At 64.4% G+C, this 26,384-nt stretch carries 28 protein-coding genes; 12 read left to right on the top strand and 16 right to left on the bottom strand.

Going from position 1 to position 26,384, the window contains the following annotated elements:
• Positions 1-11: 11 nt before the first annotated feature.
• From HYG81_RS36785 to HYG81_RS36765, 5 genes are all read left to right on the top strand, one after another.
• Positions 12-614, top strand: coding sequence for a DUF2238 domain-containing protein (locus tag HYG81_RS36785; protein ID WP_180843062.1), 603 nt, complete (start codon positions 12-14; stop codon positions 612-614).
• Between the two features lie 114 nt (positions 615-728).
• Positions 729-959, top strand: coding sequence for an Lrp/AsnC family transcriptional regulator (locus HYG81_RS36780; protein WP_180841105.1), 231 nt, complete (start codon positions 729-731; stop codon positions 957-959).
• Positions 960-1,114: 155 nt separating this feature from the next.
• The gene (locus HYG81_RS36775) at positions 1,115-1,882 is read left to right on the top strand and encodes a potassium channel family protein (protein ID WP_180841104.1); all 768 of its coding nucleotides are present in this window, start codon (positions 1,115-1,117) and stop codon (positions 1,880-1,882) included.
• Positions 1,882-2,112: an Lrp/AsnC family transcriptional regulator gene (locus HYG81_RS36770; protein WP_180841103.1), complete on the top strand. Its 231-nt coding sequence runs from the start codon at positions 1,882-1,884 to the stop codon at positions 2,110-2,112. Before HYG81_RS36775 ends, HYG81_RS36770 begins: the two co-directional genes overlap by 1 nt.
• Before the next feature lie 358 nt (positions 2,113-2,470).
• Positions 2,471-2,644, top strand: a complete 174-nt coding sequence (locus HYG81_RS36765; RefSeq protein WP_180841102.1) for a hypothetical protein — start codon at positions 2,471-2,473, stop codon at positions 2,642-2,644.
• A 63-nt stretch (positions 2,645-2,707) separates the two neighbouring features.
• On the opposite strand, the gene HYG81_RS36760 is transcribed toward HYG81_RS36765, so the two are convergent.
• The gene (locus HYG81_RS36760) at positions 2,708-3,238 is read right to left on the bottom strand and encodes a DUF5813 family protein (protein ID WP_180841101.1); all 531 of its coding nucleotides are present in this window, start codon (positions 3,236-3,238) and stop codon (positions 2,708-2,710) included.
• Between the two features lie 58 nt (positions 3,239-3,296).
• Between HYG81_RS36760 and HYG81_RS36755 the strand changes: the two genes are divergently transcribed.
• Positions 3,297-3,494, top strand: a complete 198-nt coding sequence (locus HYG81_RS36755) for a hypothetical protein (RefSeq protein WP_226777505.1) — start codon at positions 3,297-3,299, stop codon at positions 3,492-3,494.
• Here the strand turns inward: HYG81_RS36755 and HYG81_RS36750 are convergent.
• The 8 genes from HYG81_RS36750 to HYG81_RS36715 all read right to left on the bottom strand — a co-directional run bounded on the left by HYG81_RS36750 (position 3,472) and on the right by HYG81_RS36715 (position 13,541).
• Positions 3,472-3,861: a DUF7522 family protein gene (locus tag HYG81_RS36750; RefSeq protein WP_180841100.1), complete on the bottom strand. Its 390-nt coding sequence runs from the start codon at positions 3,859-3,861 to the stop codon at positions 3,472-3,474. The two genes, HYG81_RS36755 and HYG81_RS36750, sit on opposite strands and share 23 nt — an antisense overlap.
• Positions 3,862-4,000: 139 nt before the next feature.
• Complete coding sequence (locus HYG81_RS36745) at positions 4,001-5,293, bottom strand: O-acetylhomoserine aminocarboxypropyltransferase/cysteine synthase family protein (RefSeq protein WP_180841099.1); 1,293 nt, start codon at positions 5,291-5,293, stop codon at positions 4,001-4,003.
• A 174-nt stretch (positions 5,294-5,467) separates the two neighbouring features.
• Positions 5,468-6,268 carry a hypothetical protein gene (locus HYG81_RS36740; protein WP_180841098.1) on the bottom strand — a complete coding sequence of 267 codons (801 nt, stop codon included), beginning with the start codon at positions 6,266-6,268 and terminating at the stop codon, positions 5,468-5,470.
• Between the two features lie 5 nt (positions 6,269-6,273).
• Positions 6,274-8,877, bottom strand: a complete 2,604-nt coding sequence (locus HYG81_RS36735; protein WP_180841097.1) for an alkaline phosphatase PhoX — start codon at positions 8,875-8,877, stop codon at positions 6,274-6,276.
• 281 nt (positions 8,878-9,158) lie between these two features.
• Positions 9,159-9,575 (bottom strand): hypothetical protein, encoded by a 417-nt coding sequence (locus tag HYG81_RS36730; protein WP_180841096.1) that lies wholly within the window; start codon positions 9,573-9,575, stop codon positions 9,159-9,161.
• 245 nt (positions 9,576-9,820) lie between these two features.
• A complete protein-coding gene (gene gpmI, locus HYG81_RS36725) occupies positions 9,821-11,443 on the bottom strand; it encodes a 2,3-bisphosphoglycerate-independent phosphoglycerate mutase (RefSeq protein ID WP_180841095.1) in 1,623 nt (540 codons plus the stop codon).
• 119 nt (positions 11,444-11,562) lie between these two features.
• Positions 11,563-13,122, bottom strand: a complete 1,560-nt coding sequence (locus HYG81_RS36720; protein WP_180841094.1) for an HTTM domain-containing protein — start codon at positions 13,120-13,122, stop codon at positions 11,563-11,565.
• A 140-nt stretch (positions 13,123-13,262) separates the two neighbouring features.
• Positions 13,263-13,541 carry a hypothetical protein gene (locus tag HYG81_RS36715; protein WP_180841093.1) on the bottom strand — a complete coding sequence of 93 codons (279 nt, stop codon included), beginning with the start codon at positions 13,539-13,541 and terminating at the stop codon, positions 13,263-13,265.
• A gap of 126 nt (positions 13,542-13,667) precedes the next feature.
• Between HYG81_RS36715 and HYG81_RS36710 the strand changes: the two genes are divergently transcribed.
• A complete protein-coding gene (locus HYG81_RS36710) occupies positions 13,668-14,945 on the top strand; it encodes a DNA double-strand break repair nuclease NurA (RefSeq protein WP_180841092.1) in 1,278 nt (425 codons plus the stop codon).
• Between the two features lie 120 nt (positions 14,946-15,065).
• On the opposite strand, the gene HYG81_RS36705 is transcribed toward HYG81_RS36710, so the two are convergent.
• The 4 genes from HYG81_RS36705 to HYG81_RS36690 all read right to left on the bottom strand — a co-directional run bounded on the left by HYG81_RS36705 (position 15,066) and on the right by HYG81_RS36690 (position 17,213).
• A complete protein-coding gene (locus HYG81_RS36705; RefSeq protein WP_180841091.1) occupies positions 15,066-15,605 on the bottom strand; it encodes a hypothetical protein in 540 nt (179 codons plus the stop codon).
• On the bottom strand, positions 15,580-15,804 hold the full coding sequence (locus HYG81_RS36700; RefSeq protein WP_226375983.1) for a DUF1059 domain-containing protein: 225 nt from the start codon (positions 15,802-15,804) through the stop codon (positions 15,580-15,582). Before HYG81_RS36700 ends, HYG81_RS36705 begins: the two co-directional genes overlap by 26 nt.
• 139 nt (positions 15,805-15,943) lie before the next feature.
• Complete coding sequence (locus HYG81_RS36695) at positions 15,944-16,753, bottom strand: helix-turn-helix transcriptional regulator (protein ID WP_180841089.1); 810 nt, start codon at positions 16,751-16,753, stop codon at positions 15,944-15,946.
• A gap of 127 nt (positions 16,754-16,880) precedes the next feature.
• Positions 16,881-17,213 carry a DUF7113 family protein gene (locus tag HYG81_RS36690; protein WP_180841088.1) on the bottom strand — a complete coding sequence of 111 codons (333 nt, stop codon included), beginning with the start codon at positions 17,211-17,213 and terminating at the stop codon, positions 16,881-16,883.
• A gap of 530 nt (positions 17,214-17,743) precedes the next feature.
• On the opposite strand from HYG81_RS36690, the gene HYG81_RS36685 reads away from it, so the two are divergent.
• The 4 genes from HYG81_RS36685 (at position 17,744) to HYG81_RS36670 (ending at position 21,919) form a co-directional block, all read left to right on the top strand.
• Positions 17,744-18,370 carry a DUF7344 domain-containing protein gene (locus HYG81_RS36685; protein ID WP_180841087.1) on the top strand — a complete coding sequence of 209 codons (627 nt, stop codon included), beginning with the start codon at positions 17,744-17,746 and terminating at the stop codon, positions 18,368-18,370.
• A 191-nt stretch (positions 18,371-18,561) separates the two neighbouring features.
• A complete protein-coding gene (locus HYG81_RS36680; protein ID WP_180843061.1) occupies positions 18,562-19,317 on the top strand; it encodes a cohesin domain-containing protein in 756 nt (251 codons plus the stop codon).
• 56 nt (positions 19,318-19,373) lie between these two features.
• Positions 19,374-21,272, top strand: coding sequence for an ATP-binding protein (locus tag HYG81_RS36675; RefSeq protein ID WP_180841086.1), 1,899 nt, complete (start codon positions 19,374-19,376; stop codon positions 21,270-21,272).
• Between the two features lie 218 nt (positions 21,273-21,490).
• A complete protein-coding gene (locus tag HYG81_RS36670; RefSeq protein ID WP_180841085.1) occupies positions 21,491-21,919 on the top strand; it encodes a DUF6069 family protein in 429 nt (142 codons plus the stop codon).
• A gap of 10 nt (positions 21,920-21,929) precedes the next feature.
• Here the strand turns inward: HYG81_RS36670 and HYG81_RS36665 are convergent, their stop codons facing one another.
• The 3 genes from HYG81_RS36665 to HYG81_RS36655 form a co-directional block, all read right to left on the bottom strand.
• Positions 21,930-22,769 carry an FRG domain-containing protein gene (locus HYG81_RS36665; RefSeq protein WP_226375982.1) on the bottom strand — a complete coding sequence of 280 codons (840 nt, stop codon included), beginning with the start codon at positions 22,767-22,769 and terminating at the stop codon, positions 21,930-21,932.
• Between the two features lie 225 nt (positions 22,770-22,994).
• The gene (locus HYG81_RS36660) at positions 22,995-23,624 is read right to left on the bottom strand and encodes an alpha/beta hydrolase (protein ID WP_180841084.1); all 630 of its coding nucleotides are present in this window, start codon (positions 23,622-23,624) and stop codon (positions 22,995-22,997) included.
• An 85-nt stretch (positions 23,625-23,709) separates the two neighbouring features.
• The gene (locus tag HYG81_RS36655) at positions 23,710-25,263 is read right to left on the bottom strand and encodes a M23 family metallopeptidase (protein WP_180841083.1); all 1,554 of its coding nucleotides are present in this window, start codon (positions 25,261-25,263) and stop codon (positions 23,710-23,712) included.
• Between the two features lie 136 nt (positions 25,264-25,399).
• On the opposite strand from HYG81_RS36655, the gene HYG81_RS36650 reads away from it, so the two are divergent.
• Positions 25,400-26,257, top strand: a complete 858-nt coding sequence (locus tag HYG81_RS36650; protein ID WP_180841082.1) for a winged helix-turn-helix domain-containing protein — start codon at positions 25,400-25,402, stop codon at positions 26,255-26,257.
• The last annotated feature ends 127 nt before the right edge of the window (positions 26,258-26,384 follow it).

The following is a 26,384-nucleotide window of genomic DNA, read 5'->3' as shown; positions in this document are numbered from 1 at the left end:
CGCGCCCGTCGATCCGAACCCAGCGACTCCTGACCCACGGTATGCAGCTTCTCCTGATTGCAATCGTCGGTTACGGGCTCGTCACCGGGCAGACGAAGGCGATCGTCAACGGCACTATTAGCCTCCTGATCACGTTTCTCCCGGCCGTTCTCAAGCGCAACTACGAACTGCCGCTGGACCCCTGGCTCGCCCTCTGGATCACGTCCGCGGTCTTCCTTCACACGCTGGGATCGGCGGGGCTGTACGGTCATATCGGCTGGTGGGACCACCTCACGCACGCGCTGTCGGCATCGCTCGTGGCGGGCGCCGGCTACACGGCCGCTCGAGCGATCGATCTCTACAGCGACGATATCCACGTCCCCCAGCGGGTCACCTTCGTCTACATCTTCGTCGTCGTCCTCGCCTTCGCGGTCCTCTGGGAGCTGTTCGAGTTCGCCCTCGACATCGCGGCCGACGCGACGGGGCTCACGATGCCGCTGGCCCAGGTCGATCTCGACGACACGGTCAAGGACTTGCTGTACAACTCGCTGGGGGCACTCCTGGTGGCGCTGTTCGGGCAGGCTCACCTCGCCGGCGTCGCAGACACCGTTCGGGATCGACTGTTCCCGGCGTAGCGACCGAGTTCGGGCAGATCCGGTTCCGACGTTCGGGAACCGGCGCGACACTCGTCGCTTCGGGGCTTAACACGGGCAAAGGCTTTAGTCGTGCCAGAGTGTACCACACTGCCGATGGTCCACGCGTTCATCATGGTGAAGACGGCCGCCGGAAAATCCGAAGGGCTGCTCGCGGAGATCAACGGCCTCGAGTCGGTCGCCGACGCCCACATCGTCGCGGGTAACTACGACATTATCGCGGAGGTCGACGTGCCGGAAATCTACGACGTGCTCCAGGCCGTCTCCTCGAGCATGCAGGGCCTCGATGGCGTCACTAATACGAAGACGTATATCGCGATGGGGTAGCCGATCGGTCACTGCATCCCTCATTCCGCGGCTGTCGACCCCGCCGTCACGGCGTCTCTTGTCGGTGTTCTCCTCGCTCGAGTCGCGCTTCGATCGAACTGGTGCCATGGTAGTCGGGGGCAAACTTATTCACCGGGGCGGGCGTATCCCTGTCCATGCAGTTCGTCATTATCGGGGCCGGACGGGTCGGGCTGCGGACGGCGCGCGTCCTGCGGGACGAAGACCACGACGTAACGCTGGTCGAACGCGACGAGCCGACGCTCAGGCGCGCCCGTAATCAGGGTTTTACCGTCGTCGAGGGCGACGGCTCTCGCGAAGACGTCCTCGAGGAGGCCGGCATCGAGTCGGCCGACGCCGTCGGCGCACTGTCGGGCGACCTCAACGTCAACTTTACCGCCTGCATGATCGGCAACCACTACGGCTGTCGAACCGTCATGCGGATCGACGAGGCCTACCGCGAGGGAATCTACCGGAAGTACGCCGATCAGGTCGACGAGATCATCTACCCCGAGCGGCTGGGCGCGATCGGCGCGAAAAACGCCCTGCTTGGCGGCACGATCCGCGCTATCGCCGACATCGCCCCGCACCTGCAGGTCGTCGAACTCACGATTACCACCGAGGCTCCCGTCAACGGCTATACGATCAGCGAACTGCAACTGCCCGCCGACGCGACCGTCCTCGCGTTCGGCAAGGGCGACCAGCCCCTCGGCATCCCGACCGAGGACCTCTCGCTCGAGGACGGCGACCGACTCGTCGTCCTCGCGGACTTCGACGTCCTGAGCGAGGTGCGACAGCTCCTGGTCGGTGAGACGCCGAACCGAGCGGCCGCCAACGCGGGCTCAGGCTCGAGTTCGGCGGCGACGGAGCTGCTGGAGACGGAGTCGGACCAAGAGACGGAGTCCGATACTGGAGGTGTCAACTGATGGTTACAGCGTTCATCATGATCAAAGCGAACACGGGCGAGGCGGATCGACTCAAAGACACCATCGAAGCCATCGACGGCGTGCAATCGGCCCACATCGTCGCCGGCGACGTCGACCTCATCGCGAAAACGCAGGTCGAATCGCCGGCCGCGGTCAAGGAGATCGCAGCGACCCACATTCAGGCCATCGAGGGCGTCGAGGATACGCAGACGTATATTGCGATGGACTAGCAACGAAGTTTTGCGCTGTCGTTCGAGAGAGCGAAGCTCTCTCGTGATGACGAAAGGCGCATAGCGCCTTTCGAACCACGGGCGCGGCAAAGCCGCGCCCTCGGCAAAAATTCGATTAAAAGCACTCCTCCTTCCATTCCGCTCACTTTGTTCGCTCCATATCAGTCGTCGGCCCGCTCGCTCCCTGCGGTCGCTCGCGGTCGTTCGTGTAACAGCCTGCCCTCCCCCGGGTCGCGCGACTCTCGCATTTGCTCGAGCCACGCTCCCGGCCACCGCAGTCGCGTCTCTCTAGTATGGCTGTGCTCGGACGCGACCGAGATGGGACGAATTTATCACTCGAGTGGACTATCAAATCGATATGGTCCAGAAACGACACAAAGCGATCATCGGGATCGCGATGGTTCTCTTGGGACTCGTTCAGGCGGGTTCGTACGTCGTACAAAGCGAGTTGATGTTCGCTATCTTCGGGCTTCTCTACTCCTGTATTGGAATCGGGTATCTCTGGGCCGAGGTCCATACCGCGGATCGATAACCGCGGGAATGGCCGATCAAACGGATTCGGGAATTTTCTACAGTGGAGCGGACGGTGCCGCAATTACATTGGCATACCGCCACTGCTTCCGTCTCCATCTGCAGTCTGCTGTCCCCTATTCTGGGCGTTCTCGAGCAACGTCGCAGCCTCGCCGCGATAGTCGTAGCCAGGGATGATCCCCTGAGCGAACGTCCCTTCGACGAACTCGATCAGCGCCTTGGCGTCCTCGGCGCCCTCGCCGGCGTCCCACGCGGTGTACTCGAGGTGAACCCGAACTTCGTCGAGATCGCACTCGACGACCGGTTCGTCGTGCGTGCTCGTGCGGGCGACGGTGAAGACGTCCTTGAGGCGGCGCTCGAGGGTTTCGAACCAGCCGTTCTCGACGGGCTCCGCGACGACCTCGTCGGCGACGGCGGCGTCGAGCGTCGGGAGGACGACGGTGACCAGAAAGCGGCCATCGCGCTTTCCCTCGGCGTCGTCGGCCGTAACGGTCGTCTCGAAGACGGTCGTCGTGAGGTCGTAGCCATCGTCGGTCCGTTCGAACGCGTCGTGTGACTCGAGTTCGCGTTCGATGGAGGCTGGAAGGTCAGTCATGTTCGGACGCACGGGCGTGGCGGAAAAGGGTGTTACGTTGTGCTACTCGTGTGGAGCAGTGTGCGGGCGGACGAGACATTGGTTCGACAGCGTCCGAAAACCGGCGACACTCCTCGGAACGGACGGCGACTTCGGCTCCAGCCTGTCGGTCGGTGGCCGAGCTGTCGACGAGGAGTTCGAGGAAGTGAGGAACGAGGGGGACGACCGCAACCCCGAGCGCTCGAGCGGCGACGCTACGAAAGTTCGCTTCCGGTGAGGAACGAGTCCAGCGCCGTTGCGACTTCTTCGAAGTCTTTGATCGTCAGCCCGTCAGTCGTGACGAAGACGCCCTGGCTGTCGTTGGTCACGCGAATCAGAAACCCGTTCTCGAACACGCGGATCGTGTACTCGTAGGAACCGAGTTCCGATCCCTCGTAGGCGGTCTGCGTGGTTTTGAACCCGCGCCACTCGTGACCGATGAACGTCGAGAGGTCGGCGTCGCGCTCGAGGTCTTCGCGGAGGTAGACCTGTTCGTAGTCGTCACGCGTGAAGTAGGTGACCGAACGGAGGCTGTCACCGATGGCCGTTCGACAGGTCGTCACGATCTGTTCCGACGTCTCTGGTGTGAGTATTCCGGTCGGCATAGCTGACCAGTCGAAGTCCGCGACCTTAACGACGGGGGCTAGTCACGACGAGATGAAACCGTCGGTAGCGGCCATACCCGGGGTCACTGTTGGCTCGGATCGAGGTTGTCATCAGTCACGGCCGGAGTCGTTATCAGTCCTACACCTGCTCGATCGCCCGATCGAGGTCCGCGATCACGTCGTCGACGTCCTCGATTCCCACCGAGAGGCGCACGAGGTCGTCGGTGACGCCGCCGGCCAGTTTCTCCTCCTCGGTGAGTTGCTGATGGGTTGTGCTCGCGGGGTGGATGATCAACGTCTTCGCGTCGCCGACGTTCGCGAGCATGCTCGTGAGTTCGACCTCGTTGCAGACCGTTTCCGCGGCGTCGTAGCCGCCCTCGAGTCCGAACGTGATCATGCCGCCGTAGCCCCCCTCGAGGTACTCGCTGGCTTCCTCGTGGGTCTCGTGGCTCTCGAGGCCGGGGTAGTTGACCCAGTCGATCGCCGAGTGGTCCTCGAGGTACTCCGCAACGGCCATCGCGTTGTCGCAGTGCTTTTCCATTCGCAGGGGCAGCGACTCGAGTTTCTGCAGGGTCGTCCAGGCGTCGAAGGGCGACTGCTGGTTGCCCAGATCCCGCAGCCCGCGGGTGCGGGCGACGACCGAGAAGGCCATGTCGCCGAACGTCTCGCGGAAGTTGACGCCGTGGTAGGCCGGGTTCGGTTCGGTGATTTCGGGGTAGTCACCCTCCTCCCACGGGAACGAGCCGCCGTCGACGAGGATCCCGCCGACGGTCGAGCCAGCGCCGTGGATCCACTTGGTTGTCGAGTTCCAGACCAGGTCCGCGCCGTGCTCGAGCGGTCGGCACAGATACGGCGTCGCGAAGGTGTTGTCGACGAACAGCGGCACGTCGTGCTCGTGGGCGATGTCGGCGATGCGCTCGATATCCGGCGTCACGAGCGCCGGGTTGCCGATCGTCTCGAGGTGGACGAACGCGGTGTCGTCGTCGATCGCGTCCGCGTAGGCGTCGTAGTCGAGCGTGTCGACGAACTTGGTTTCGATCCCGCGCTTCGCGACGGTGTGGGTGAGGTAGGTGTAGGTTCCGCCGTACAGCGCCGACGAGGAGACGATGTTGTCGCCGACCTCTGCGAGAATGAACGTCGCGAGATCGAACGCGGCCATCCCCGACGAGGTGGCGAGCGCGCCGACGCCGCCCTCGAGCGTCGCGATGCGCTCCTCGAGCATCGCGTTCGTCGGGTTCATGATCCGCGAGTAGATGTTGCCCGTCTCCTCGAGCCCGAACAGCGCGGCGGCGTGGTCCGTGTCGTCGAAGACGTAGGACGTGGTCTGATAGATCGGCGGCGCGCGGGCCCCCGTGGCTGAGTCCGGTTCCTGGCCGGCGTGGACGCTGTTCGTTGCGAAGCGGTGCGCTTCCGAGTCGGAATCGTCGCTCATAGCGGGTATAGAAACCGGTATACGGTAAAGTTACTGGACGAACCGGTTCAGCTCACCTCCCTTCGAGGGGGCGCCTTGGGGCTGAACCAGCGAATCGGGCGATCGATCGAACGGACGAGGCCGTCCGCTTTCGATGTCGCGAACGGTGTCCAACAGAAAGCCGATCGGGAGGCGTCAGCGGGACCGCGCGAGCAAGGCGGCCGCGAGAACGGCTATCGCACCGATCGCCGATCCGGCGGCGAAGCCGGGAACCGGTTCCGACGAATCCGATCCCGACGGACCCGCCCCATCTACTGCGGCCTCTCCCTCCGACCCGTCCCCTTCGTCCTGCGATGACGCGGCGGTCGGTCCGTCCTCGCCGACGGTGAGCGTCCCCGACTCGAGCGCCGGTTCGATGCGGCTGCCGTCGTCGGCGTCGACCTGGGACTCTGTCACTCGCAGCGTCGTCGAACCGGTCGCAGTCTCGGTGGCGTTCACCTCGACGGTCGCGAGGGTGACGTCGGTCGCCCCCGGCGTCACTTCGTCGGTGAGGTCCGCGGCCTCGACGGTCACCGATCGGCCGTCGGCGCTCGTGATCGGCTCAGTTGTCAGCCCGTACGCGTCGGGATAGCTGGCGTTCGAGACCCTTGTGGCGTCGCCGGACAGCTCGAGCGTGACCTCGAAGCCGGCGAGGCCGTCCGGCGCGTCGGTGAGCGCGATCCGGTGTGTCGTGGTGGTCCCGGGCTCGACGGTCGCATCGGTGACGACGAGCGTGCTCTCGGCCGCTGCCGTCGCTGTGGTGTCCACACCGGAGACGGACGGCGGACCCTCGCTTGCGGCCGCAATCGGAGCCGGAAGGGTTACCAGACAGACCACGAGCCCGACGACGAGCGCCGTCACCGTCCGTCGCCGTGATCTCGGCCAACTGATCGAAGCCGACTCGTCAGCTCGGCCCCGCCGTGCGGTCGTGGCCGAATCGGCGTCTGGTCGTTCCATCCGCCTCACAGATCGTCGTACAGTTCGTCGATGTCGTCGTAGTCAATGCGGCCGTTCTCGTTGAAGCCGTAGGCGTCGGCGTTGAGCGTCACCGAGTCGTCCTCGATGTGATCGAACAGCAAGACGACGTCGTTGTAGTCGAGTCGGCCGTTGCCGTTGACGTCCTCGAATCGGCCGTCGCCGTCCGGATCGGTCGGTGCCCTGCCGGAACCGCCCGGCCCGCCACCGATCGGCGGTGGGCCGGTAACCACCACGCCGGGACGGCGCTGGGGGTCGATAGCGGCTCCGTCGTCGTCGTCCAGCGCTTGCACGTCGACCGTGATATCCGTCGTTCCGGTCCCGACGCCCTCGAGTTCGACGCTCGCCAGCGTCACGTTCATCGCGCCGGGCTCGATCGCGTCGTCGATGTCCGCGAACCGAAATTCGACCGTCGAGCCATCGTCGCTGATCGTCGGACCGGCGGTGAGTTCGAGCGCGTCGTGGTAGGTCGCGCCCGTGATTTCGGCGACGTCGGTGTGCTCGAGGGAGACGGTGATACTGCCGCCGGCGAGGCCGTCGGGTACCGACGAGAGCGTCAGATCGACCTCGCCGGTAGCCTCCTGGCTGACGGCGACGGAGCCCACACGAAGCGATGTCGGCGGCTCGTAGACCCACATCGCGTCGTTGGGGTACGAGCGGCCGAAACTCCCCTTGTCCTCACAGAGGAGGACGCGGCCGTCGTCCATCACCATGACGTTGTCGACGTTGATGAGCGAGACGTCTTTCAGGGATTCGGGGTCGCTACCGTTCGGGCCGACGACGACCGGCTCGAGCCGGGAGACGTCGTACCCCTCCTCGAGTTCGGCGCGGTAGAGGACGCCGCTCTCGACCTCGTCGAATCGGAGCTCCCCCTGATCGTCGGTCATGTAACCGCCGAGCGAGGAGATACCGAAGTAGATGAAGTCGCCGGGTTCGGCCGCGTCGTGGGCGTCGATCCCCTCGGCCTTGTTGAACTCGATGCTCGCGCCGATCTCCTTGGCGGCCGCGCGGGTCTCGAGGAAGGGGATGCGGCGAAGCTCTTCGTCGACGCCATCGGGGCCGTGTGCCTCGTACTGATCCGCCCACTCGACGATCTCCTCGTCGGTGATGTAGTCCCGGTTGCCGTTGATCGCGACTTCCTCATCGGCTTCCGCGAGCGCGGTCTCGAGGTCGTCTTCCCAGTCGGTTTCGGCGTGGGTCTCGAGGTACTCGACCTGCGTGATCCCGTCGTAGTCGGCGATCCAGGACTCGACCTCGGCGTTGCTCGCGGTGCCGAGTTCGAGCCACTCGACCTCGAGATCCGTCTCGGCGACCGGCCCCTCGCCGATCTCGCTCGCCTTCATGGCGTACAGCGTGCCGCGGACGTCCATCCGGCTGTCGTACTCGGGGATCGGCTCGTCCGCGACGAACTTGTAGATCCCCTTCGCGCCGCCGTCGGAGGCGAGGTAGACGGTCCGCTCGTCGGGCAGGACCTCCGGACACTCCCAGGCGGCCCGACCGAAGACGTGATGCTTGACCGGCGTCGGTTCCGCGGCGGTCGGGTCGGTGATTTCGACGATCTTGCCGTAGCGATAGCGGTTGGGGAACTCGTCGTTGATGGGCGTTCGCTCGTTGCCCGCTTCCGTCCGGTCGATGCGCTCCGAACCGAGGTAGGCGGCGAGTTCCTCGACGCCTGCGTTCGACCAGAGACCCATCGGCGACCAGGCCTCGTCGCCGAAGATCTCCTCGAGGGCATCCCCGACCTCGGAGATGTTGGGGCGGTTGTAGAACTCGCTGCCTCCGCGCAGGCCGACGCCGCTGCCCTCTTCGACGATGTCGCTGACCGTCGCGATCCCGTTGACGCGCGGATGGCCGTAGTCCTCTTCCGCGGAGAGGGGCGTCTCCCACGGACTCAGGTCGCCGTAGCAGTTGATCTTCGTGCCGCCGATATCGCGGAACGCCTCGTGGTTCTCGAGCTCGTCCGCGTTCTCGAGGTCGGCGTCCCAGCTGCCGTCCGTCCGACTGATCGGGGTCCGCGTGATGGCACCGGGCGTGGTTTCGTTGTTCGTAAAGAGGTAGCCCTCGGTGCCGTCCTCGTTCGTCGAGACGAAGAAGTTCATGTCGTGATTGTCGCCGACCGACATGTTCGTTCCGTCGGGGGTCTGGGGCTGGCCCCACTTCTCCGCCCCGCCGTTGATCTCTTGTCCGTACTGCGCGAGGAGCGTGTACTCGCCCGCCGCCGAGAGCACTGTTCCCTGCTCGCTCTCGGTTCGTGGCGGCTCGAGTTCGTCGAACTCGTCGTTCGTCCCATTGAAGGTGAACTGGAACCCCTCGAAGACGCCGACGCCGCCGCGATTGAACGGTTCGGGGTTGTCGTTGCTCGGTGCCTGGAGACTGTAGAGGAGTTCGCCCGTCTCGAAGACGAACGGTCCCGTGACCTCCGCGCCTCGAGCCGTCGTCGAGAACCGTTCGATGGTCCCCTCGACGTACGGTGCGTCCAGCGTCTCGTGTTCGTTGGGTCCGTCCTGTGCACTGGCGACGCCGATCGCTCCGGTGCTGATGGCCGCCGCGACTGACGATGCCATCAAGTTCCGTCTGGTAAAGTCGACCATGCAGGCGGAGCAACCCCCGATTAATTAATGAGATTTTATAATATATGCACGTATAATAGTATAGGTTTCAGTACTATACTGCCGATCATATAGGCGATTGAGTGCTCTTACGACTATTGTCCGATATATATGTAAACAGGAGCGCCGCTCGGACGGAGATTCCGGAACTCGTCCGAACTGATGGTGGATCGCTTCAACACCCGATCAGTTCACCGATCGAACAGATCGAGGCCGACGGCGGAGCTGAAAAGAGCCGTTCGTGACTGCGGGCCGTCGCGGATCTACTCGAGGCCTCGTTCGGCCGCCTCGGATCGGATCTCGGCGGCACGCTCGCGAACCCACGAGAGGTAGCGCTCGATCTCGGTCGGCGTGGCACCGTAAAACGAGGCGACCCAGTTGACGTCCGCCCAGGGAAACGTGACGAGGTATGCGGCGAGAGTGTCCTTGCCGGCCTGGACGACTTCCGGCGGGACGCCGCGCTCACCGGTGCCCTCCTCGACGAAGCCGTTGACGTCGAAGTAGACATCCGCGTAGAGGCGAGCGTCCTTGAGGTCGCCGAACGAGATTTCGGTGTGTTCCGGGGCCTCGAATCGGTACTGCGACCCGTCGTCGGCTCTCTCGGACTCGACGATACGAACGCCGAGAACGTACGCGTCGACAACTGATTCGTCCGCGTCAGTGGAAGTGATCTGGGACATCTGAATCGGTTCGGACGGACCAACTCCTCTCTGGACGTTGAACCTTCGTATGTGCGGTATATATCTCTCGAGACCCGACCGGTCCGGTACTGAGACTGACCGTCCACGACGACCACGACCGAGTCAGGCGGACCGATCTTGCGACACCGCCGCCCATCGCCGTGATCGTCCGGGAGACGATCCAGAGTCCCAGCCCGCTGGCGTGTTTCACCGCCTCCTCACCTCGCTCGATCCCGAACCTCCGCTCATTCGAGCAGCGACTCGCCGGTCATCTCGGGGGGCTGGTCGAGGTCGATTACCTCGAGCATCGTCGGCGCGATGTCGGCGAGGGTGCCACCCTCGCGGACTGTCCGCCCCCCTGCAGTGCCGTCAGGAGCGACGTAAACGAGCGGAACCTCGTTATACGTGTGGGCGGTGTGGGGATCTTCCTCGGTCCCCATATCGTCGGCGTTGCCGTGATCGGCGGTGATAAGGACATGTGCGCCGCTCTCCTCGAGCGTCTCCACCAGCCGACTCAGTTGCGTGTCGACGGCTTCGACGGCCTCGATCGCGGCCTCGTAGTCACCTGTGTGGCCGACCATGTCCGGGTTGGCGTAGTTAAGGACGAGCACGTCGGGATCGTCCGACTCGATAGTCTCAGCGGCGGTGTCCGTCACTTCGGGCGCGCTCATCTCCGGCTGCAGGTCGTAGGTCGGCACGTCGGGACTCTCGACGATCTTCCGGATTTCGCCGTCGAACTCGACCTCGCGGCCCCCGTTGAGGAAGTAGGTGACGTGGGCGTACTTCTCGGATTCGGCGATCCGGAGCTGGGTTCGGCCCGCGTCGGCCAGCACCTCGCCCAGCACCTGCTCGGGCTGATTCGGCGGGTAGGCCACGGGGAGGTCGAACGTCTCGTCGTACTGGGTCAGCATGACGACTTCCGCGTCCGGCGGGTTCGTCTCGAGTTCGTCGGCCCAGTCTTCGGGCCGAATGTCCGCCAGCATCCGAGTCAATTGCCGCGCCCGATCGGAGCGGAAGTTGAACCAGACGACCGAATCGCCATCTTGCAGCGCAAGATGGCTGCCAGCTGAGCTCTGCTCAGCGCTGTCGCCGGAGTCTTCGACTCCGGCTGCTCGAGACGCCAAAGGCGTCTCGCTGTCGCCGTCCTCGAGCGCCGGCTGCCCCTCTACCAGTGTGGGCTCGACGAACTCGTCGGTCTCGCCGCGGTCGTACGATTCCTCGACGGCATCGACGGCCGATTCGGCGGTCCACTCGGCCTCGCGAGACACGATGGCGTCGTAGGCACGCTTCGTCCGCTCCCAGTTCTGGTCGCGGTCCATTGCGTAGTACCGACCCGAGACCGTCGCGACGTCACCGGTGCCGTGTTCCGCAACGACGTCCTCGAGCGTCTCGAGATACTCGCGACCGCCGGTCGGCGAGGTGTCCCGCCCGTCGGTGATAGCGTGGGTGACGGCCCCGACGTCGCGGTCGGCCGCCAGCTCGATCAGCGCGTGGAGGTGTTCGTGATCGGAGTGAACGCCGCCGTCGCTGACGAGCCCGACGAAGTGGACGCGCCCGTCGTTTTCCTTCGCCTGGTCGAACGCCGTATTGATCGCGTCGTTCTCCCGAAAGGAGCCGTCGGCGATCGAATCCGAAATTCGGGTGTACTCCTGATAGACGACTCGCCCCGCACCGATGTTGAGGTGGCCGACCTCGCTGTTGCCCATCTGTCCGTCCGGCAGGCCGACGCGCCGGCCCGCGACCTCGAGCCGTCCGTACGCGCCCGATTCCGACAGTCGATCGAAGACCGGCGTTTCGGCCGCGGCGACCGCGTCTCTGCCGCCGTTACCGAGCCCCCAGCCGTCGAGGACGATCAGCGCAGCTTCCATATCTGTTCGGATTCCAGCGCGGCCTAACTAGCTGTCGTTGTCTACCGAAACGGGGTTCGGTTGCGTCTCGTACCGCACTCGGTCCGCGCGAGTTCAGCTCGCGGACTCGTCGAACGGCGTCAGTCGTGCTGGATGAACTCCCCCGAACAGTCGTACTCGAGCAGTTCGTACCTGGCAATGTCCGGTTCTTCGGACGGGCCGGCTCGATCGGTCATTCCGTAGATGGTCAGCCGGTCGACGCCGGTCTCGTGAGTGGCGTTCCAGCGCCCGCACAGGTGGTTGGCGAAGTACGAGCGGTGGTTCTCGTTGTCGGTGTAGCGCATCGTCGCGATATATTTGCGCCACCGCGAGGTCTCGTAGGTCTCGTCGACCGAAGGCGGTCTGTCCCAGTCGACGGCCGATCCGTAGAGGGCGTCGGCTTCCGTCCCGTCCTCGAGTTCGCCCGGCACGACGAGCCACCGGGCGTTGGAGATCGGGTTCGGGGCGAACATCCGCCAGCTCTGCTCGGCGTGGGTCGTCTCGAGGACCTGTTCGGCGGGGTCCGGGACCTCGGTGTAGTCGACCGCCTGCGCGTTGGCGAGGACGACGAGGACGAGGAAGAGCCACGGCACGACCGTCGAGAACAGGACCCGACCGCGAGACGTGATCGCCGCGGGTGAGGGCGAGGGTACGGCCTCCCGGACCGACCGGAGCAGTGGGAGCGAGAACTGCGGGAAATCTCGCTGGAGCCGGATCAGGCCGCCGTGGAGTCGCGGTGTGATCCCGACTCGAGTCGCGAGCGCGGTCAGGTCGTCCCAGACGGCGGACGGATAGAACAGGAGGAGCCCAGCGACGGAGATCAGGGGGAAGAGACCGACCTGAATCGTGACGAACATACCGAGGTGCATACCGACGAAGAGCGACGCGAACGCCGCTCGCCGGTATCCGACCAGTACGATAAGCAAGGGCGAAAGCAGAATGAGTACCATCCAGAGGTGGGTGAACGCGCGCAACAGCGGCACCTGATCCGCGATGGCGTTGCCGAGCAGGATCGTGAACTGATCGGCCTGAAAGATTTCGACGACCGCGTTTCCCGACATCCACGCGTCGCTTCTGCTCTTGTGGATGGCGTTGGTCACGTACATGAGCAACACCTGCGTGAGAACGGCCATCGTCCCGACGGAAGAGACCGCCGCCCGGTCTCGTTCGATCCGGCGAGCGTCGATCGACCACCGTTCTCCGAGCGGGAGGAAGATTCCCCAGAGGAGGAGCATTCGCAACATGATGTCGCCGCCGTTGAGGATCATCGGATTCCGGACGTGCAGCGAGACCAACAGGAGCCACGAAACGATCGTCGCGAGCCTGGTCCGGTAGCCGACGAGCACGGCGAGCGCGAACGCGCCCGCGACGAAAAACAGGAGAATCTGTGCCCACGCCTCACCGGAGATTGCATGAAGGGAGTAGACCGCCGAGTAATCGGAGAACAGCGCCTCGCGAGGGAGGACGCCGTCGTCAGTATAAAAGGCCGTGAGGCTCCGCGAGCGCAACAGCAGATCGACGATCAGCAACGTCCCGACCGCGATACGGAACGCGGCCAGCGCTCGGAGATCGATCTCGAATCGCCGTTCGATCGCTCCCGCGACCCGATCCAGCGTATCCGTCACCCGATCTCGCACGTTCGTAGAGGTGGCCTGAGGCATCGTCTACTCCTGACCGTTCGCTCTCGGGTCTCGTATCGACCGGCATAAGTTTGTTGTTAACTGAAACGTCTGTTCTCGTTGCCGTCACACTCACCGCCGTCGGTCGAAGACCGAAAACAGAAAGCGGTCGCCGACCGCCGTCAGTACGATGACCGAGTCGCGTCCCTGTCGTGTTCGAACGTCATACCGCAGTCGCCACAGGTAGTCCCTTTCCCAGGTTTCACTCGCTGTGCGAACACGGCACCGCACTCGTCACACACCATGAACAGGCGGTGTTCCGGCGGGATGCCTGCCTCGAATTCGACGTGAATCCAGGCGTCCGCGTTCCCCGCTTCGAAGAGGGTGACCCCGGAATCGGTTCCTCGCCAGTTAATCGCACGGTCGTCGCGGGTGATGGCAGCCGGTTCTCGCTGGGACATCGAGTTACCCGTCGCCTCGAAGCGCCCATACATACGTTTTCTGATAGTAATTTACTCGCACGCGAGTTGTGGTTCGCTCGAGTGGCGACCACTGGCTTTTTGCGGGTCGGGTGGGAGCCACCTGTCATGACGCTCGATCCGGTCCACTTCGACGGCATCGCGCGGCTCGCAGGGCGGATCGATCACGGGACCGACGAGCGCGACCGCCGCGCCTTCGCCGAGACGGTCTGGGCGGAGTTCCTCGACCCGCTGGTTCACGACGGACGGACGGTCCTCGAGCCGGTCGACGAGCAGGCGCGACGGCTGGTCGACTGCGAGGCGGTCGCGCTGGACGACCCCGCGTTCCCGACCGAACACGGCCTCGACGCGGGGACGATCAACCCGACGACGTTCAAAAACGGGCTCGTCATCGACATCGCGCAGGCGGCGATGAGCGCGACTCCGAGCGATCTCGACCTCCACCGGTCGCGAACGACCGTGATGACGGTTCACTCCAACGACGAGACGATGACCGTCGACGAGACCTGGGGAAAATTCGACGAAGGGTACAGCCGAAGTCGCGCGGTCAAGATCCCGCCGCTGCCCCGCTTCGCCGAGGGCGTCGTCCACGCGCTGGCGTTATACCTCGCCGAGAGCACCCACGCTCGCGACCACGCCGAAACGGTCTCGGATCTGCTCGTCCTCGACGGCCCGCTGTACCCGCGGGGCCTGCTGCGCTGGGCCGACCAGCACCCCGACCTCGCCGACTTCCTGCTCGACGATCCGCGACCGACGACGGTCCTCGAGAACTACGTCCGGCTGGTCGAGACGTTCGTCGACCGGAACGTCCCGCTCGTCGGCTTCGTCAAGAATCCCGCAACGCGGGTTCTCACGCGGACGCTGAAGGCCAAACGAGACGTCGATCTCAGCGTCCCGTGGAGCGACGACTCGGCGCTCTTCACTCGCCTGCTCGAGCGCGGCGAGTACGTCGACGACGTCGACGGCGACCGCTGGGAGCGGGACACGTCGGCGCTCACCTACACGAACTGGTTCCGGTCGCGCGGCGGCGTCGATCGGCCGCTGTCGGCTGAGGGAGACGCGCTCGGCGTCGAGCGGCACCTCGAGCACGAGGCCTACGAGGTCACCTTCTTCGTCGTCTACGATCCGCGCGACGACCTCCTGTATCGGATCGAAGCACCCTACGCGTTCACGAAGGATCCGGAGACGCGCGAGCGGCTAACGATGCAGTTGCTACAGGACGTCGCTATCGCCCACGGCCCGCCGACGATCGTCGCGAAAGCCGACGAACTCGCCCGGATCAGCAACGCGGAGAAGGCGTCGCTCCGCGAGACGCTCGAGGAGCGCTTCGACGCGGCGCAGGATCGGACCTACGACGATCATCGGTGGGACGAACAGCCCTATTGAATAATACGGGTCCGCTATTGGCGTCCAGGAAGAGGTCCGGTATCGGCGCTCAGTGAAAGATCTGGTATCGGTATTCAGTGAGATTCGGTCGACAGACTATCGAAAAATAGCTCCGGGCCACTAGGCCTCAGTGTTCTCGCCGGTTTCCGCTAGCCGAGGTTCGGACCGAACTCCCCGGTAGGCGAGGGCGGCCCCCATCACGAACACGATCGTCGCGAGGTAGATCGGGCCGAGGTGCGTCACCCAGTCGTGAGCGAAGAGATCGGCGTAGTGCATCGGGAGCGCGAGGGCCAGCCCGATCACGGCGGCGACGATCGCCGTCGCCCACGCCCACAGTTGCCCGCTTCGGACACCGTACCACGCGAGCGCCGCGATGGCGATCCCGGTGGCGATGATGAACGCTGCAGTCGCGACGTGAAGGTGGTTGATGTAGTGCATGATCGCCGGATCGATCGCATCGAGCTCCGCCGGCGTCACGCCGTTCAGTGTCGCGACGCCGAGTTCGAATCCGGTGCCGAAGAACGTTCTCGCGAGGAAGACGACCCCGTACCCGACGAAGGCGACGCCCGCGAGCGCCATCATGAGGGATCCGATCCGCAGCCCCCGTCCAGGCTCGTAGTCGGTCCCGTGTCGCTCAGCCGTTGTCCGCTGTAGACTCATTGATTTCCCCCGTCTCGAGTTCGACCTCGACTTCGTTCACGTGTTGTTCGTCGATCTCCTCGAGCGTGTACGTTTTCCCGTGCTGTTCTTTGACGTGCTCCCGCGTGATTTCCAGCAGGCGTTCCCTGTCGTCCTCCTCGGTACGCATGCGGAAGACGCAGCCCGAAACCGCCGTCTCACACGCCACTTGGAGTGCCATCGTCCTGTCCTCCGTTTGCAGATCGTTCGTCATAATCTCGTTTCGCCTCCCGGCGAGAGATGCTACGAGGCGGAGGGTCGTGTAGGCATCCGATGGGTTCCGTGCAGCCGGTGACTCCGGTGCGGACGCTGCCCGGCGGTCACTCCATGGACAGTTCGGAAACGAGCGGTCGAGAGTCGCGTCGATAGGACTCGTACGTCGATTCTGCCCACTCGCGCGTTTCCGGCGCGTCGGTATCGATCAACACCCGAACCGTCCCGCTGTCGGGACTGTGGCCGCTGATCCCGATTCGATGGTCGAAGAGAGCGATTCCGTACGGCGGCAACTCGTCGTGGAGTCGGACCGCGAGATTGCCGCTCTCTCGCGGCCCGGAACAGTGCTCCGGGTAGGTCGAGAGGATGTGTCTGGCGACGCGCGGTGGGTCGATGATCTCCGTTTCCATCCCGTTGACGATTTGCCGAGCGAGTTCGTCCTTACACGGCTCGAGCAAGGCCAGGTCGAACCCGACGAATCGGAACTGATCCGTCTCCCGGAGCAGCGACACGAATCGATTCACCGGGCGGTACGGATCGTCGGTCCGGGCGACCGTCACGACGGCATCGGCCCCCATCTCGATCGAGAAGCCGCTTGCCTCGATCGGGAGCCACTGCCAGACGTCGCGGAGTTTCTGCTCGGTTTCGAGCCGATCGATCAGTTCCCGCATTCCCGATGCGACGAACCCGCCGAGCTGTGTCGCCTCGTACTGGTGTCCCTCCCGCCTGATCCAGCGTCGGTCTTCGAACTCGCGGAGCGTGCGCCCGACCGTGGACCGCGAAACCCCGGTCAGCTCCCGGAGGTCGCTCCGGCTCTGTGGACGCGCGGCCAGTGCCTCGAGCGCGGTGACGCGGTGGTCCGACCGCGCGAGGAACTCGATCTCGTCGAGCGGCGAACTGGTGACGCTCTGTATCATGGTACTTGTACGCACGCCAGTGGCATAGCTATGGCCCTCAGTACGACGACCGACGGTATCGATCTAGAACCGACCTCATCGCTCGAGACGTCGCGGCAGATAGAACCCGGACTCCACAGGCAGAGTATTAGCCGTCGTTTTTCTCGACCTCGAGCGAAACGTCGTCGGGGTCGATTCCGATTCGGGCGAACTGCGTCCGGACGTGTTCTCTGGCACCCTCGAGCGCCTGTTCGCGGGTATCGAAGCCGCGGGGCATCGGTGACTCGAAGGCGAGATGCACCTCGCGGCCGTCGACTAGCTGGGTCGACCCCCCGCTGTCGACCTCGTAGAACTCGTCGCAGACCCAGACGTACGCGGCGTCTTCGTCGGGTGCGCCGCGGAACGAGGGGGCTCGTTCGCCTCGTTCGTACAGGGTGCCGGTGAGTTCCGTCCCGCCGGCACGACCGCGTACCATAAGCATACGGTAGTGTACGCCTCGCGGACGCAAAAACACCGTGCTATTACTCGAGCTATGCGAGATATCGTAACCACGAACGACAATGCACACCTGGTCGCACGATAGCTGTCCGACCGATGACTCATCGTTCACGTTGGTACTGTAACGGAATCGGCGACGGAAGACGAGAGGGCACGATTGATCACCGACCGTGACAGCCGCGGCTCTCGCGATAGCCACGGGCCGGTCCTGCAGCACGCTCGAGCGTCGTCTACTCGTTTAGGGTTCCACTGCTGATCGACGCCGGGGCAGCCAGTGCGTCACCGGTACTATATAAAAACAACACGACGGACCGTTATCGGCGACCTATGGTTGCTCATTAATGGTAACTGTTTTTGAATGCCGGTACTCCCATTATCAACGGGATTTCTCTCTATGTGCCGTTTACGGGCACTTCAACCAGTTAGCATGTTATTAAGGGAATAACGGCAGACTGTTCGGCCCAAATTGTTTTGGAAATGTCCTTATGCCAATTGCAGGGGAGGGTATGAGTAATGAGTTCGGACGCACATCTCAGCGGCGACAATATGACAGATCCACTCTTCGATGTCCCCACGGAGTGTTACGAAGTTCTCCGTCATCCCCGACGGCTTCGCATCCTTCAGGTATTGGGATCCGGTGGAGTGCGGCTTTCCCTGCCGGAACTGACGACGGAACTGACCAACCGGATGGAAACGAATCGCCCGACTGGGCAGGCTCGACACGCCGTTCGCATCAGTCTCGTTCACAACCACCTGCCGCGACTCGAGGAATACGAGATCGTCGACTGGGACGACGATGGCGTCGAACTCGTCGACGAATCGCCAGTTCATCCCGCGGACATCACCGCGCTCTTCGAACTGTGCGAGACGGACCACGCGAAACAGCTGCTCGAGACGGTCGTCGATCCCGTCCGGATGCGCCTGCTCGCCGACCTCGAGGACGACCGACCGCTCTCGCTCGAGCAACTCGCGGCTCGACTCAGCGCGTACGACGGCGGTCCGTTTTCGGATCCGGACCGTGCGGAGATTGCGCTGCACCACTCTCACCTGCCCGCGATGGCTGACGTCGGCGTCATCAGCTACGATCACGAGTCGGGGCTGGTCACGCGATACGATGACGTCGCCTCGATCGTTCAGTAGTCGCCGATCGCGTCCGAACGCCACTCTCATTATCTGTTACCATCTGACACTCATCAGTCACATCGCCGGTCACCAGAAGGGCACAATATTCCCGTTCCCAGGCGGAGGTACTACACGAAATGCCACCGCTACGTGCGGACGGCACCCGCGAGACGCCACGTGAGAACGGTGCCCGCGATATCGTGCCGACCATGACAGGCATCGCCCGCATCGTCGTCGGTAGCGGACTCGCCGTTCTGCTCGCTCTCTCGGTTGTCGGCGCCGCGGGGACGGCCGTCGCGATCGATCAGGTCGCGATTCTCTCGCCCGAGCAGCGGACGGTCGAGGCCGCGCCCGGCGAGACGATCGAGATCGACGTCACGCTACAGAGTCAGGGCGGCCACGGTAACGAGGGCATCTCGGGAGTCGCGCTGATCGCCCAGTACCATCCCGACTACCTCGAGGTCACCGACATCGAACGAGGCCCGTGGCTCGAGGGCGAGGAGACCGAAATTCGGACAACGGAACGGATCGCTCACGAACGGGGGACGGCATTCCTCGAGCAGCGTCGCGAGCCGGCCGCGGGCGGGACAACCGGAACGGGAACGATCGCGACCCTGACCGTCCGGGTCGCCGACGACGCGCCCGCCGGCACGACGGCGATTTCGTTCGACGAAACCGACGTGGCTCTCACGGGCGACTGGCCGATCGCCGTCGTCGACGAATCCGTGACCGTCGCGGTCGACGGCGGCGACCAGTCGCTCGAGTCGTTCGACCACCCCGATCCCGACGAGCTGGACCTCGAATCTGAGGAGAGGAGCGAGAACAACTCGAGCGACGTCGACAGTGGGGCGGCCGATAACGGGGGCGATCTGCCGGTTCCCGGCTTTACGATCGGAGTCACGTTAGTGGCCGTTGCGCTCGCAGTGCTCCGGTTGATAGCCGCTCGTGACCATCCCCCCAGATAAACACTCCGTCCAGCTGGAGGGAAACGCGTTTTAGGGATGGGCCGGATGGGGTTGGTATGAGCGATCTGGGAGACTTCGGCGATTTCAACGCCGACGCCGATACCGAAGACGGCGTGTCGGCCGACGCAGACGGCTCGTCGCCGTCGTCCTCGGGTGAGGAGGAACCGGCGACCACGGGTTCGACGGCTGACGGAACGAGCGCCGAGTTCGAACCGACGACCGTCGAACCGAGCGGCGACGACGTCGGCATCGGGGCAATCTGCGTCTCTCAGGGACTGCGCGTCGACGAGGACGGCGAGGAGACGACGCTGCGGGCCTACGTTACCCGCGGCAACCGCTCGTCGATTCGGATCGGAAGCTACCTGCTCGCACCGTTCCCGGACGGGGCGGCTGCCGCCGGTCGGGAGCGTACCAGCGGGCGCGCGAACGGCGAGACGCTGTTCTGTCGCATTACGGGGCTGGAGTACGCACAGCAGTATCACGCCGACGACGCGACGGAAATTCACGCCCGACGGGCGATGCGCACCGACGAAATCGACGAATCGGATTACAAGTTCGTCGCGAGCCTCGAGCCCGTGGCCATCCTCTACGACGATGACGGCGAACTCAAACGACGGATGACCGACCGCGTGCCGAAACCGCAGACGGTGATCCGGCAGGCCGACGACACCGAGGAGATCAAGACCGGATTGAAGATACCCGACGACGGTGTCTTCCTCGGGCACCTCTCGGTCGGCGGTGAGAAGGTGCGGACCGCAGCCACCCCGCCGACCATCGATTACCGGCTGAAAGACGACTACGACGCGGGCGATCCGCTCGTTTTCCGGCACACGCTCGTCGCCGGTGGGACCGGCTCGGGAAAGACTCACGGCGCGAAGAACATTCTCCGTCAGTACCTCGACGACGAGCGGACCTATCCGATGGACGACGGCCGTGAGGTCCAGCCCGCCGTCGTCCAGTTCGACCCGCAGGACGAGTACGCCCAGATGCACGACGACAACCCCGAACTGGACGACGAGTTCGCGCGTCGGCTCGAGCGGGAGGGAATCGCCCACGGCGGTCACGACGAGACGACCGCCTTCATTCCGAAAGTGGGGTCGGCGTCATACGCGGCGGGCCACCACCGCGCGGAGCAAGTCGAGTTCACGATTCCGTTCGCGATGGTCCACGACAACCCGTGGCTGGTCGCGGGCAGCGGACTGAACGACAACCAGTACGGCGCGCTGGTCAGCGTGCTCCTGCCGCGATTCCGGAAGCAGTACGGGAACGATGGCACGTACGAGGAGTTCACGACGTTCCTCGACGACCCCGCGCTGCGCGAGGAGCTCGACGAGTCCGGTCGGGTCCACGAAGCGACCTTCGACGCGGTCCGGCGGCGCGTGCTCGGCTTCGACCACGTCTTCGACCAGGACGCCCGGCCGATCACCGAGCTGGTCCACGAGTTCGTCCGTCCCGGCGGACTCACCGTGGTGCCGACCTACCACATCAACGATACTCGAGCGACGGAGGCCATCGTCCTCGCGGTCTCCTCGCTCATCATCGACCAGAAGCTCTCGAACGATCCGGACTACGACCGGATCAAGGAGACCCCGCTCGTGCTCGGGATGGACGAGGCCCACAACTTCCTGACCGACGCCGACTCGGTGCAGGCGGGGAAGGTCATCAACAAGTTCACCGAGGCCGCCAAACAGGGCCGGAAAGAACGACTCGGACTCTTTCTCATCACACAGGACCCACAGGACATCCACGATGCGGTCTTCAAGCAGATCAACACCACCGTCGTGTTGAACCTCGGCGACAAGGAAGCCATCAAGAGCGTGAATATTCCCAGTAACCTCGAGTCCAAAGTCCCCTACATGGAGAAGGGGCAGATGGTCGTCTACTCGCCCGATAATTCGGAACCGGTCGAACTGATCGGGCTTCCGAAGTGTCTGACCCGGCACGGCCGGGACTGATACTCTCGACGCTGTCGGGATCGTTTTACGGACAGACGTTCTCCAACCGGCCGTTCACAACGGCTATTCGTTGACACCCCAGCTTCTGCCCGATTCGAGACGTGTTCTCAGAGTCGCGAATCCATTGTGCGTCTCTCGTGGCCGCTCCCGTTTCACTGGTCGATCAATATATGAATACTGTCAGAATGCTTTTCGCCGCCTGAATTGTATACGAGACTATGAATACGGAAACGAACCCCTCGTCATCGTCCAGGAATCTCTCCCTCAGAGATATCGCGCTATCGGGGGCGGTAGCGCTCGTCCTGTCGTTGCTCATCAACTGGCTCATCGTGTTCGGGGCGAACACCGGTGGCATTGCCCCGGAGCTGATGGCACTGAATTACGGCCCCGTATCGCTGTTTACTACCCTCAGCGTCGTCGGTGCGACCGTGACCTACGTTGTCCTCGCGCGAGTCGCCGCCAACCCAGATCGACTGTTCGCAGCCGTCGCGGCGATCGTCCTCCTCCTCTCGTTGGTTCCCGATTTCACCGTCATCCCCAGTGAGCCCGGCGGCAGCCTCGTCGCCGGTGCTATCCTCGGTGCGATGCACGTCGCGACGGCAGTCGTTTGCGTGGGAGCGCTCACCGACCTCCGGAACCGACGATAATCCCAACCGTTCACCCGCTCGAGTCGCTCCCCGACTGCGGCTGATAGTACTGCTTGAGCCAGGTCGCCAGCCCCTCGAGACCGGGGAACAGCGTCCGATGGTTGACGTTCAGCTGATCGAGTTTGTCCCGGAACTCGAGTTTGCGATCGCCCGGGATGATGATCTTCCGGTAGCAGTCGGGGCGGTCCTTGAGCCACTGATCGAGGACGAGTCGCGGATCCGACTGGAAGGAAAAGACGGCCGACTGGTCGACGATGCGGTCGTCGATCGCGGGCGGTCGGAAGAACACGACGTACTCCTCGTCGGGTTCGCTGGCGTCGGGTGCCCACAGCTCCTGCCACAGTTCGTGGAGGCGGGAGACGTCGTTGAGATCGCGTGCCGGCGCGGATCCGTCGCCATCGGTACGCTTCTCATCGATTTCGTACTCGAGGATCGCGTTCGAGAGGAGATGCGTATCGAGCATGTTCGTCTCCGTCATCTCGAGGACCGACTGGTAGTAGTCGGGGAGGTCGGCGTGCAGTTTTCGGTAGTCGACGGCCCAGATCGCGCCGTCGTGGTCGGTGTCGCCGGTGTGGGTCGCGAAGTACGCCGCGACGAGCGGCGAGAACGACCAGTCGAGCAGCCGAGTCGGTAGTCCGTAGTGCTGGGCGATCGCCAGCAGGTGCCAGACGGATCGGGGCTCTTCCATCTCGCTCGCCGCGTACTGCGCGAAGTTTCGGAGCAACAACGGCTCGAGGGTCCACTTCCCGGAGTCGCCGACGAACCGGGTGATCGAGGTTTCGAGACTGAACGATTCGTCCGGCACGCCGCGGAAGATGTAGGGTGAACGGTGCCGGCCGATGTCGGCCATCCACATCTCCTGCGTGATCAGCTCCTAGAGGTCGGTCCACGTGTCGGCCCGCTGGACCGGCTGCGCGCGGTCAGCAGTCATCGGTGCGCACAGCCGCGACACCTCGTTCGTGTATCGGTCCCATTTCGGCGGCCCTACTCGGGGCGTTCGGAAAACGGTTCCCGCGCCCGAGAGCGAATGACCGGCGTTCGAGATGGTCTCCCGTGCTGATCCGTCGGTACGCTCTCAAACCGACTCGAGCAGCGTCCGCTCGAAGAACGCACTGACGCCCCTCGCGATATCGTCCGCTTTGTCGAGGAAAAAGTGATCGGCCGCCAGCGCAGTAGTCTCGTCACCGCGGTCCCGCGCCCGCTCGACGATCGGTTCCCAGTCGACGGTCGTGTCCCGTTCACCGTAGCAAACGTGGACGGGGGACTCGAGCGTCTCCAGCGCTGCCAGGGCGTCGAGGTCGTCGCCGAGTCGTGCAGCGGGTGCGAGGACGGCGACGGCGTCGGGATCGGGATCGATGTCGGCCGACGCGAGCAGCGCCAGCGACGCGCCGAAACTGTAGCCGAAGACGCCGACGGGGATCTCATCGATGTCTCCCCCGTCGTATTCGTCGCGAGCCCACCGGACGGCGTTTCGAACGTCTTCCCGCTCGCCGCGGCCCTCGTTCCACGCGCCGTAATCGAAACGCAGGCAGGCGATTCCGATCTCGACTAACGCGTCGCTGACGGCGACCAGTCGCGGATCGCTGCGCGAGCCGCCGTGTTGTGGATGTGGCGGACAGGCGACGACGATCGCCCGCGGTTCGTCGGCCGGTTCCGAGACCGTCCCGCGGACGTCGCGACTGCCGGGAATCAGAACATCGGTCATGAGCGATCGTTGCGGCCGATCGCTAATCAAGCCCCGTCTGGGACAGTTGCACGACGAGTACTCGAGGTGGCCGGACCCGATTCGCTCAGACGGGACGTACACCGTCGTGGTCGTGGAACGATTCTCGCAAGCGAAGCCTGTCGTACTCGCCGAGCCCGACGTAACCGACGAACCCAGTCAGGAAGGCCAACGCTCCGAGAGCCAGGAGTCCGAACCCGACGGCCGGAGCCGCCCAGCCGACCCAGACGACGATGGCGGCGATGAGGCCGACGCCGACGACGGTCCCCATCGAATCCGAGCCGGATCGGCGTTCATCGCCGCCTCCGCGACGCAGCGGGGAGCCGATGCGAGCGGCCGCACCGAGCGCTGCCCCGCCGCCGAGCAGGACTGCGACGACGGACCACGACGCGACGATCGAGACGAAGTATGTGACGACCCCGCCGACACAGACTCCGAACGAGACCCCCTGGAGCGTCGCGATCCCGGGCCGGCGGCCACTCGACGTCGTCACGAGTTCCGGGCCGTCGACTTCGGATGCGACACCGGGGGCGACTGTGGAATCCCGGCTCGGTCGGCCGCCGTTCCGATCGCGATCGACGTGCGCGACTCGCTGACCGGCGGTAACATATGATCGAGGTCGGTCGCTGCCGTCGCTCGAGTGCGACCGAGGGTCGTCGACCGGTGCTTCGACGCCCGGCCACTCGATCGCGACGTCGTCGAAGGCGACCGGAAGCCCCGCCGCGAGCTCGAAGTCCGGATGATCCTGCACTTGGAAGTGGAGGTGAGGTTCCGACGAGTTACCGGAGTGGCCGCATCGCCCGATTCGCTGGCCGCGGGCCACGCGGTCCCCGGCTTCGACCGTCGCGCTGCCGGGGACGAGGTGGGCGAGACAGCTGTACTCGTCGGGCGCGTGCTGGATGACCACGTAGTTCCCGCGGATGTCCCGCTTCAGCGGATGGGAGATCCCGCCGCCTCGAGCGGCCTCGAAGGCGTCGTCGAAGACGTCGACCACGACGCCGTCGGCGGGCGCGACCACCGGTTCGTCGTAGCAGTAGTATGCATCCACGTCCGAACCGGCTCTCTCCGGGGACGTTCGGCCGTCCGCGTCGGTGATCACGAAGTCGTAGGCGTAGCGCTGATTCACCGGCAACCAGGAGTGGGAGTAATCGTGGTCGTGGCTGCCGTTCACGACGGTCCACGTGCCGTCGAACGGGAGTCGGTACGAAACGCGCTGGTCGTAGCTCCCGGCGTCGGGGAACGAGCCCCGGTGGCGCGCGAACGCGACGGCGGTGCCGAGAAGCTGCATCGCGTCCTGTGCCAGTACCAGCGGATTCAGGAGCGTCAACGGCAATGTGAGGAGCCACGCGGCGTACGTCCCCCCACCGCCCGTGTCGATCCAGTCGGTCGGCTCCGTCGCCTCCTCGTCGGTGCGCCGTCGCAATACCATATCGATCAGCGGGCCGACGAACGGCCAGAGGAAGAAGAGGAAGAACGCCTCGAAGAGCTCCAGAAACGCGAGCGAGTCGAAGACGTAGCTCGGAAGCGCCAGCAGTCCCAGGAAGGCGAGGTACATCGGCTCGAACGATCGGAGCCGTTGGCGAAGCCGCGCCGCGAACCCAGTCGATTCAGTCGAAGCCATCCGTTCGATCACCGATAGCGTATCGGACCGGAGGGGATGTAATCGCTTTGTGAAGTGAATTTCACAAAGCGGGTGCGATTCGCCTCGGTCTCGCTCGTCCGGAACGGTCAATGGGCCGTCGGGACTACGGTAACGCATGGAACCGGACGATCGGACGGAGGCCGCAGTTCGGGAGGCGTTCTCTCTGCTCGACCACGAGATCCGCCTCGAGATCCTCCTGGCGTTGCTCGAGGACTGGCACGCGGTCTACACGGACCCGAAGTCGTACGCGGAGCTGATGGACGCGGTTGGCATGCGCGACAGCGGGAAGTTCAACTACCACCTCGACAAGCTCCGCGGCGTTTACGTTCGGCAGGTCGAGGACGGCTACGTTCCGACGGCGAGCGTGACGGCCCTGTACCGGGCCGTGCTGGCGCACCGGCCGACCGACCGCCTCGAGTACGGACCGACGGCGATCGACTCGGCATGTCCGCGGTGCGACGCGACGGCGATCCTGCGGTACGAACGGGGGTTCGTCTCCGTCGAGTGTTCGGCGTGTGACGACTGGCCCGGCTTCACGTATCCGTTCCCGAAAAACGGGTTCGCGGGGCGAAGCGTTCGGGCAGTCGCTCGAGCGACCGCCCGCCGCGCCAGATACCATATCGGACTGGCTCGCGACGGTCAGTGTCCGTTCTGTGCGGGAACAACGACCGTCGACGTTCCCCTCGACGACGTCGCAGACGACAATCTGGTCGAGATCGCGTGCGACACCTGCACGTTTCTGGTCGGCGTGGAACCGCTCTCACCGTTGCTGTTCGAGGAGCGCGTCGCCAGTGCGCTCGGCGATGTCGGCGTCGATCTCGAGCGGTACGACTGGGAGTTGCCGACGCCGACGACGCGGGTAGAATCCCAGGATCCCGTCCGGCTCGCGCTCGAAGTCGAGGGCGAGGCGGGGACGGCCACGATCGTCGTCGACGAGGCTCTCGGCGTTCGGTCGGTTGCCATTGACCGATAACTTCCACCTCGAGCGCGACGTGAGCCGCCAGCGTCTCGAGGTGCCTCGGAGACGAGGCCGGATCGGGACGCGTCGCGCTCCCACCGCAACGTTCGTTCCAGTCGTCGCGGACTGTTACCGAAGTGAT

The sequence above is a fragment of the Natrinema zhouii genome, from assembly GCF_013456555.2.
Classification (GTDB): Archaea; Halobacteriota; Halobacteria; order Halobacteriales; family Natrialbaceae; genus Natrinema; species Natrinema zhouii.
The sequence above is the reverse complement of the archived record's forward strand: the minus strand, read 5'-3'. Positions and strand labels throughout refer to the sequence as shown.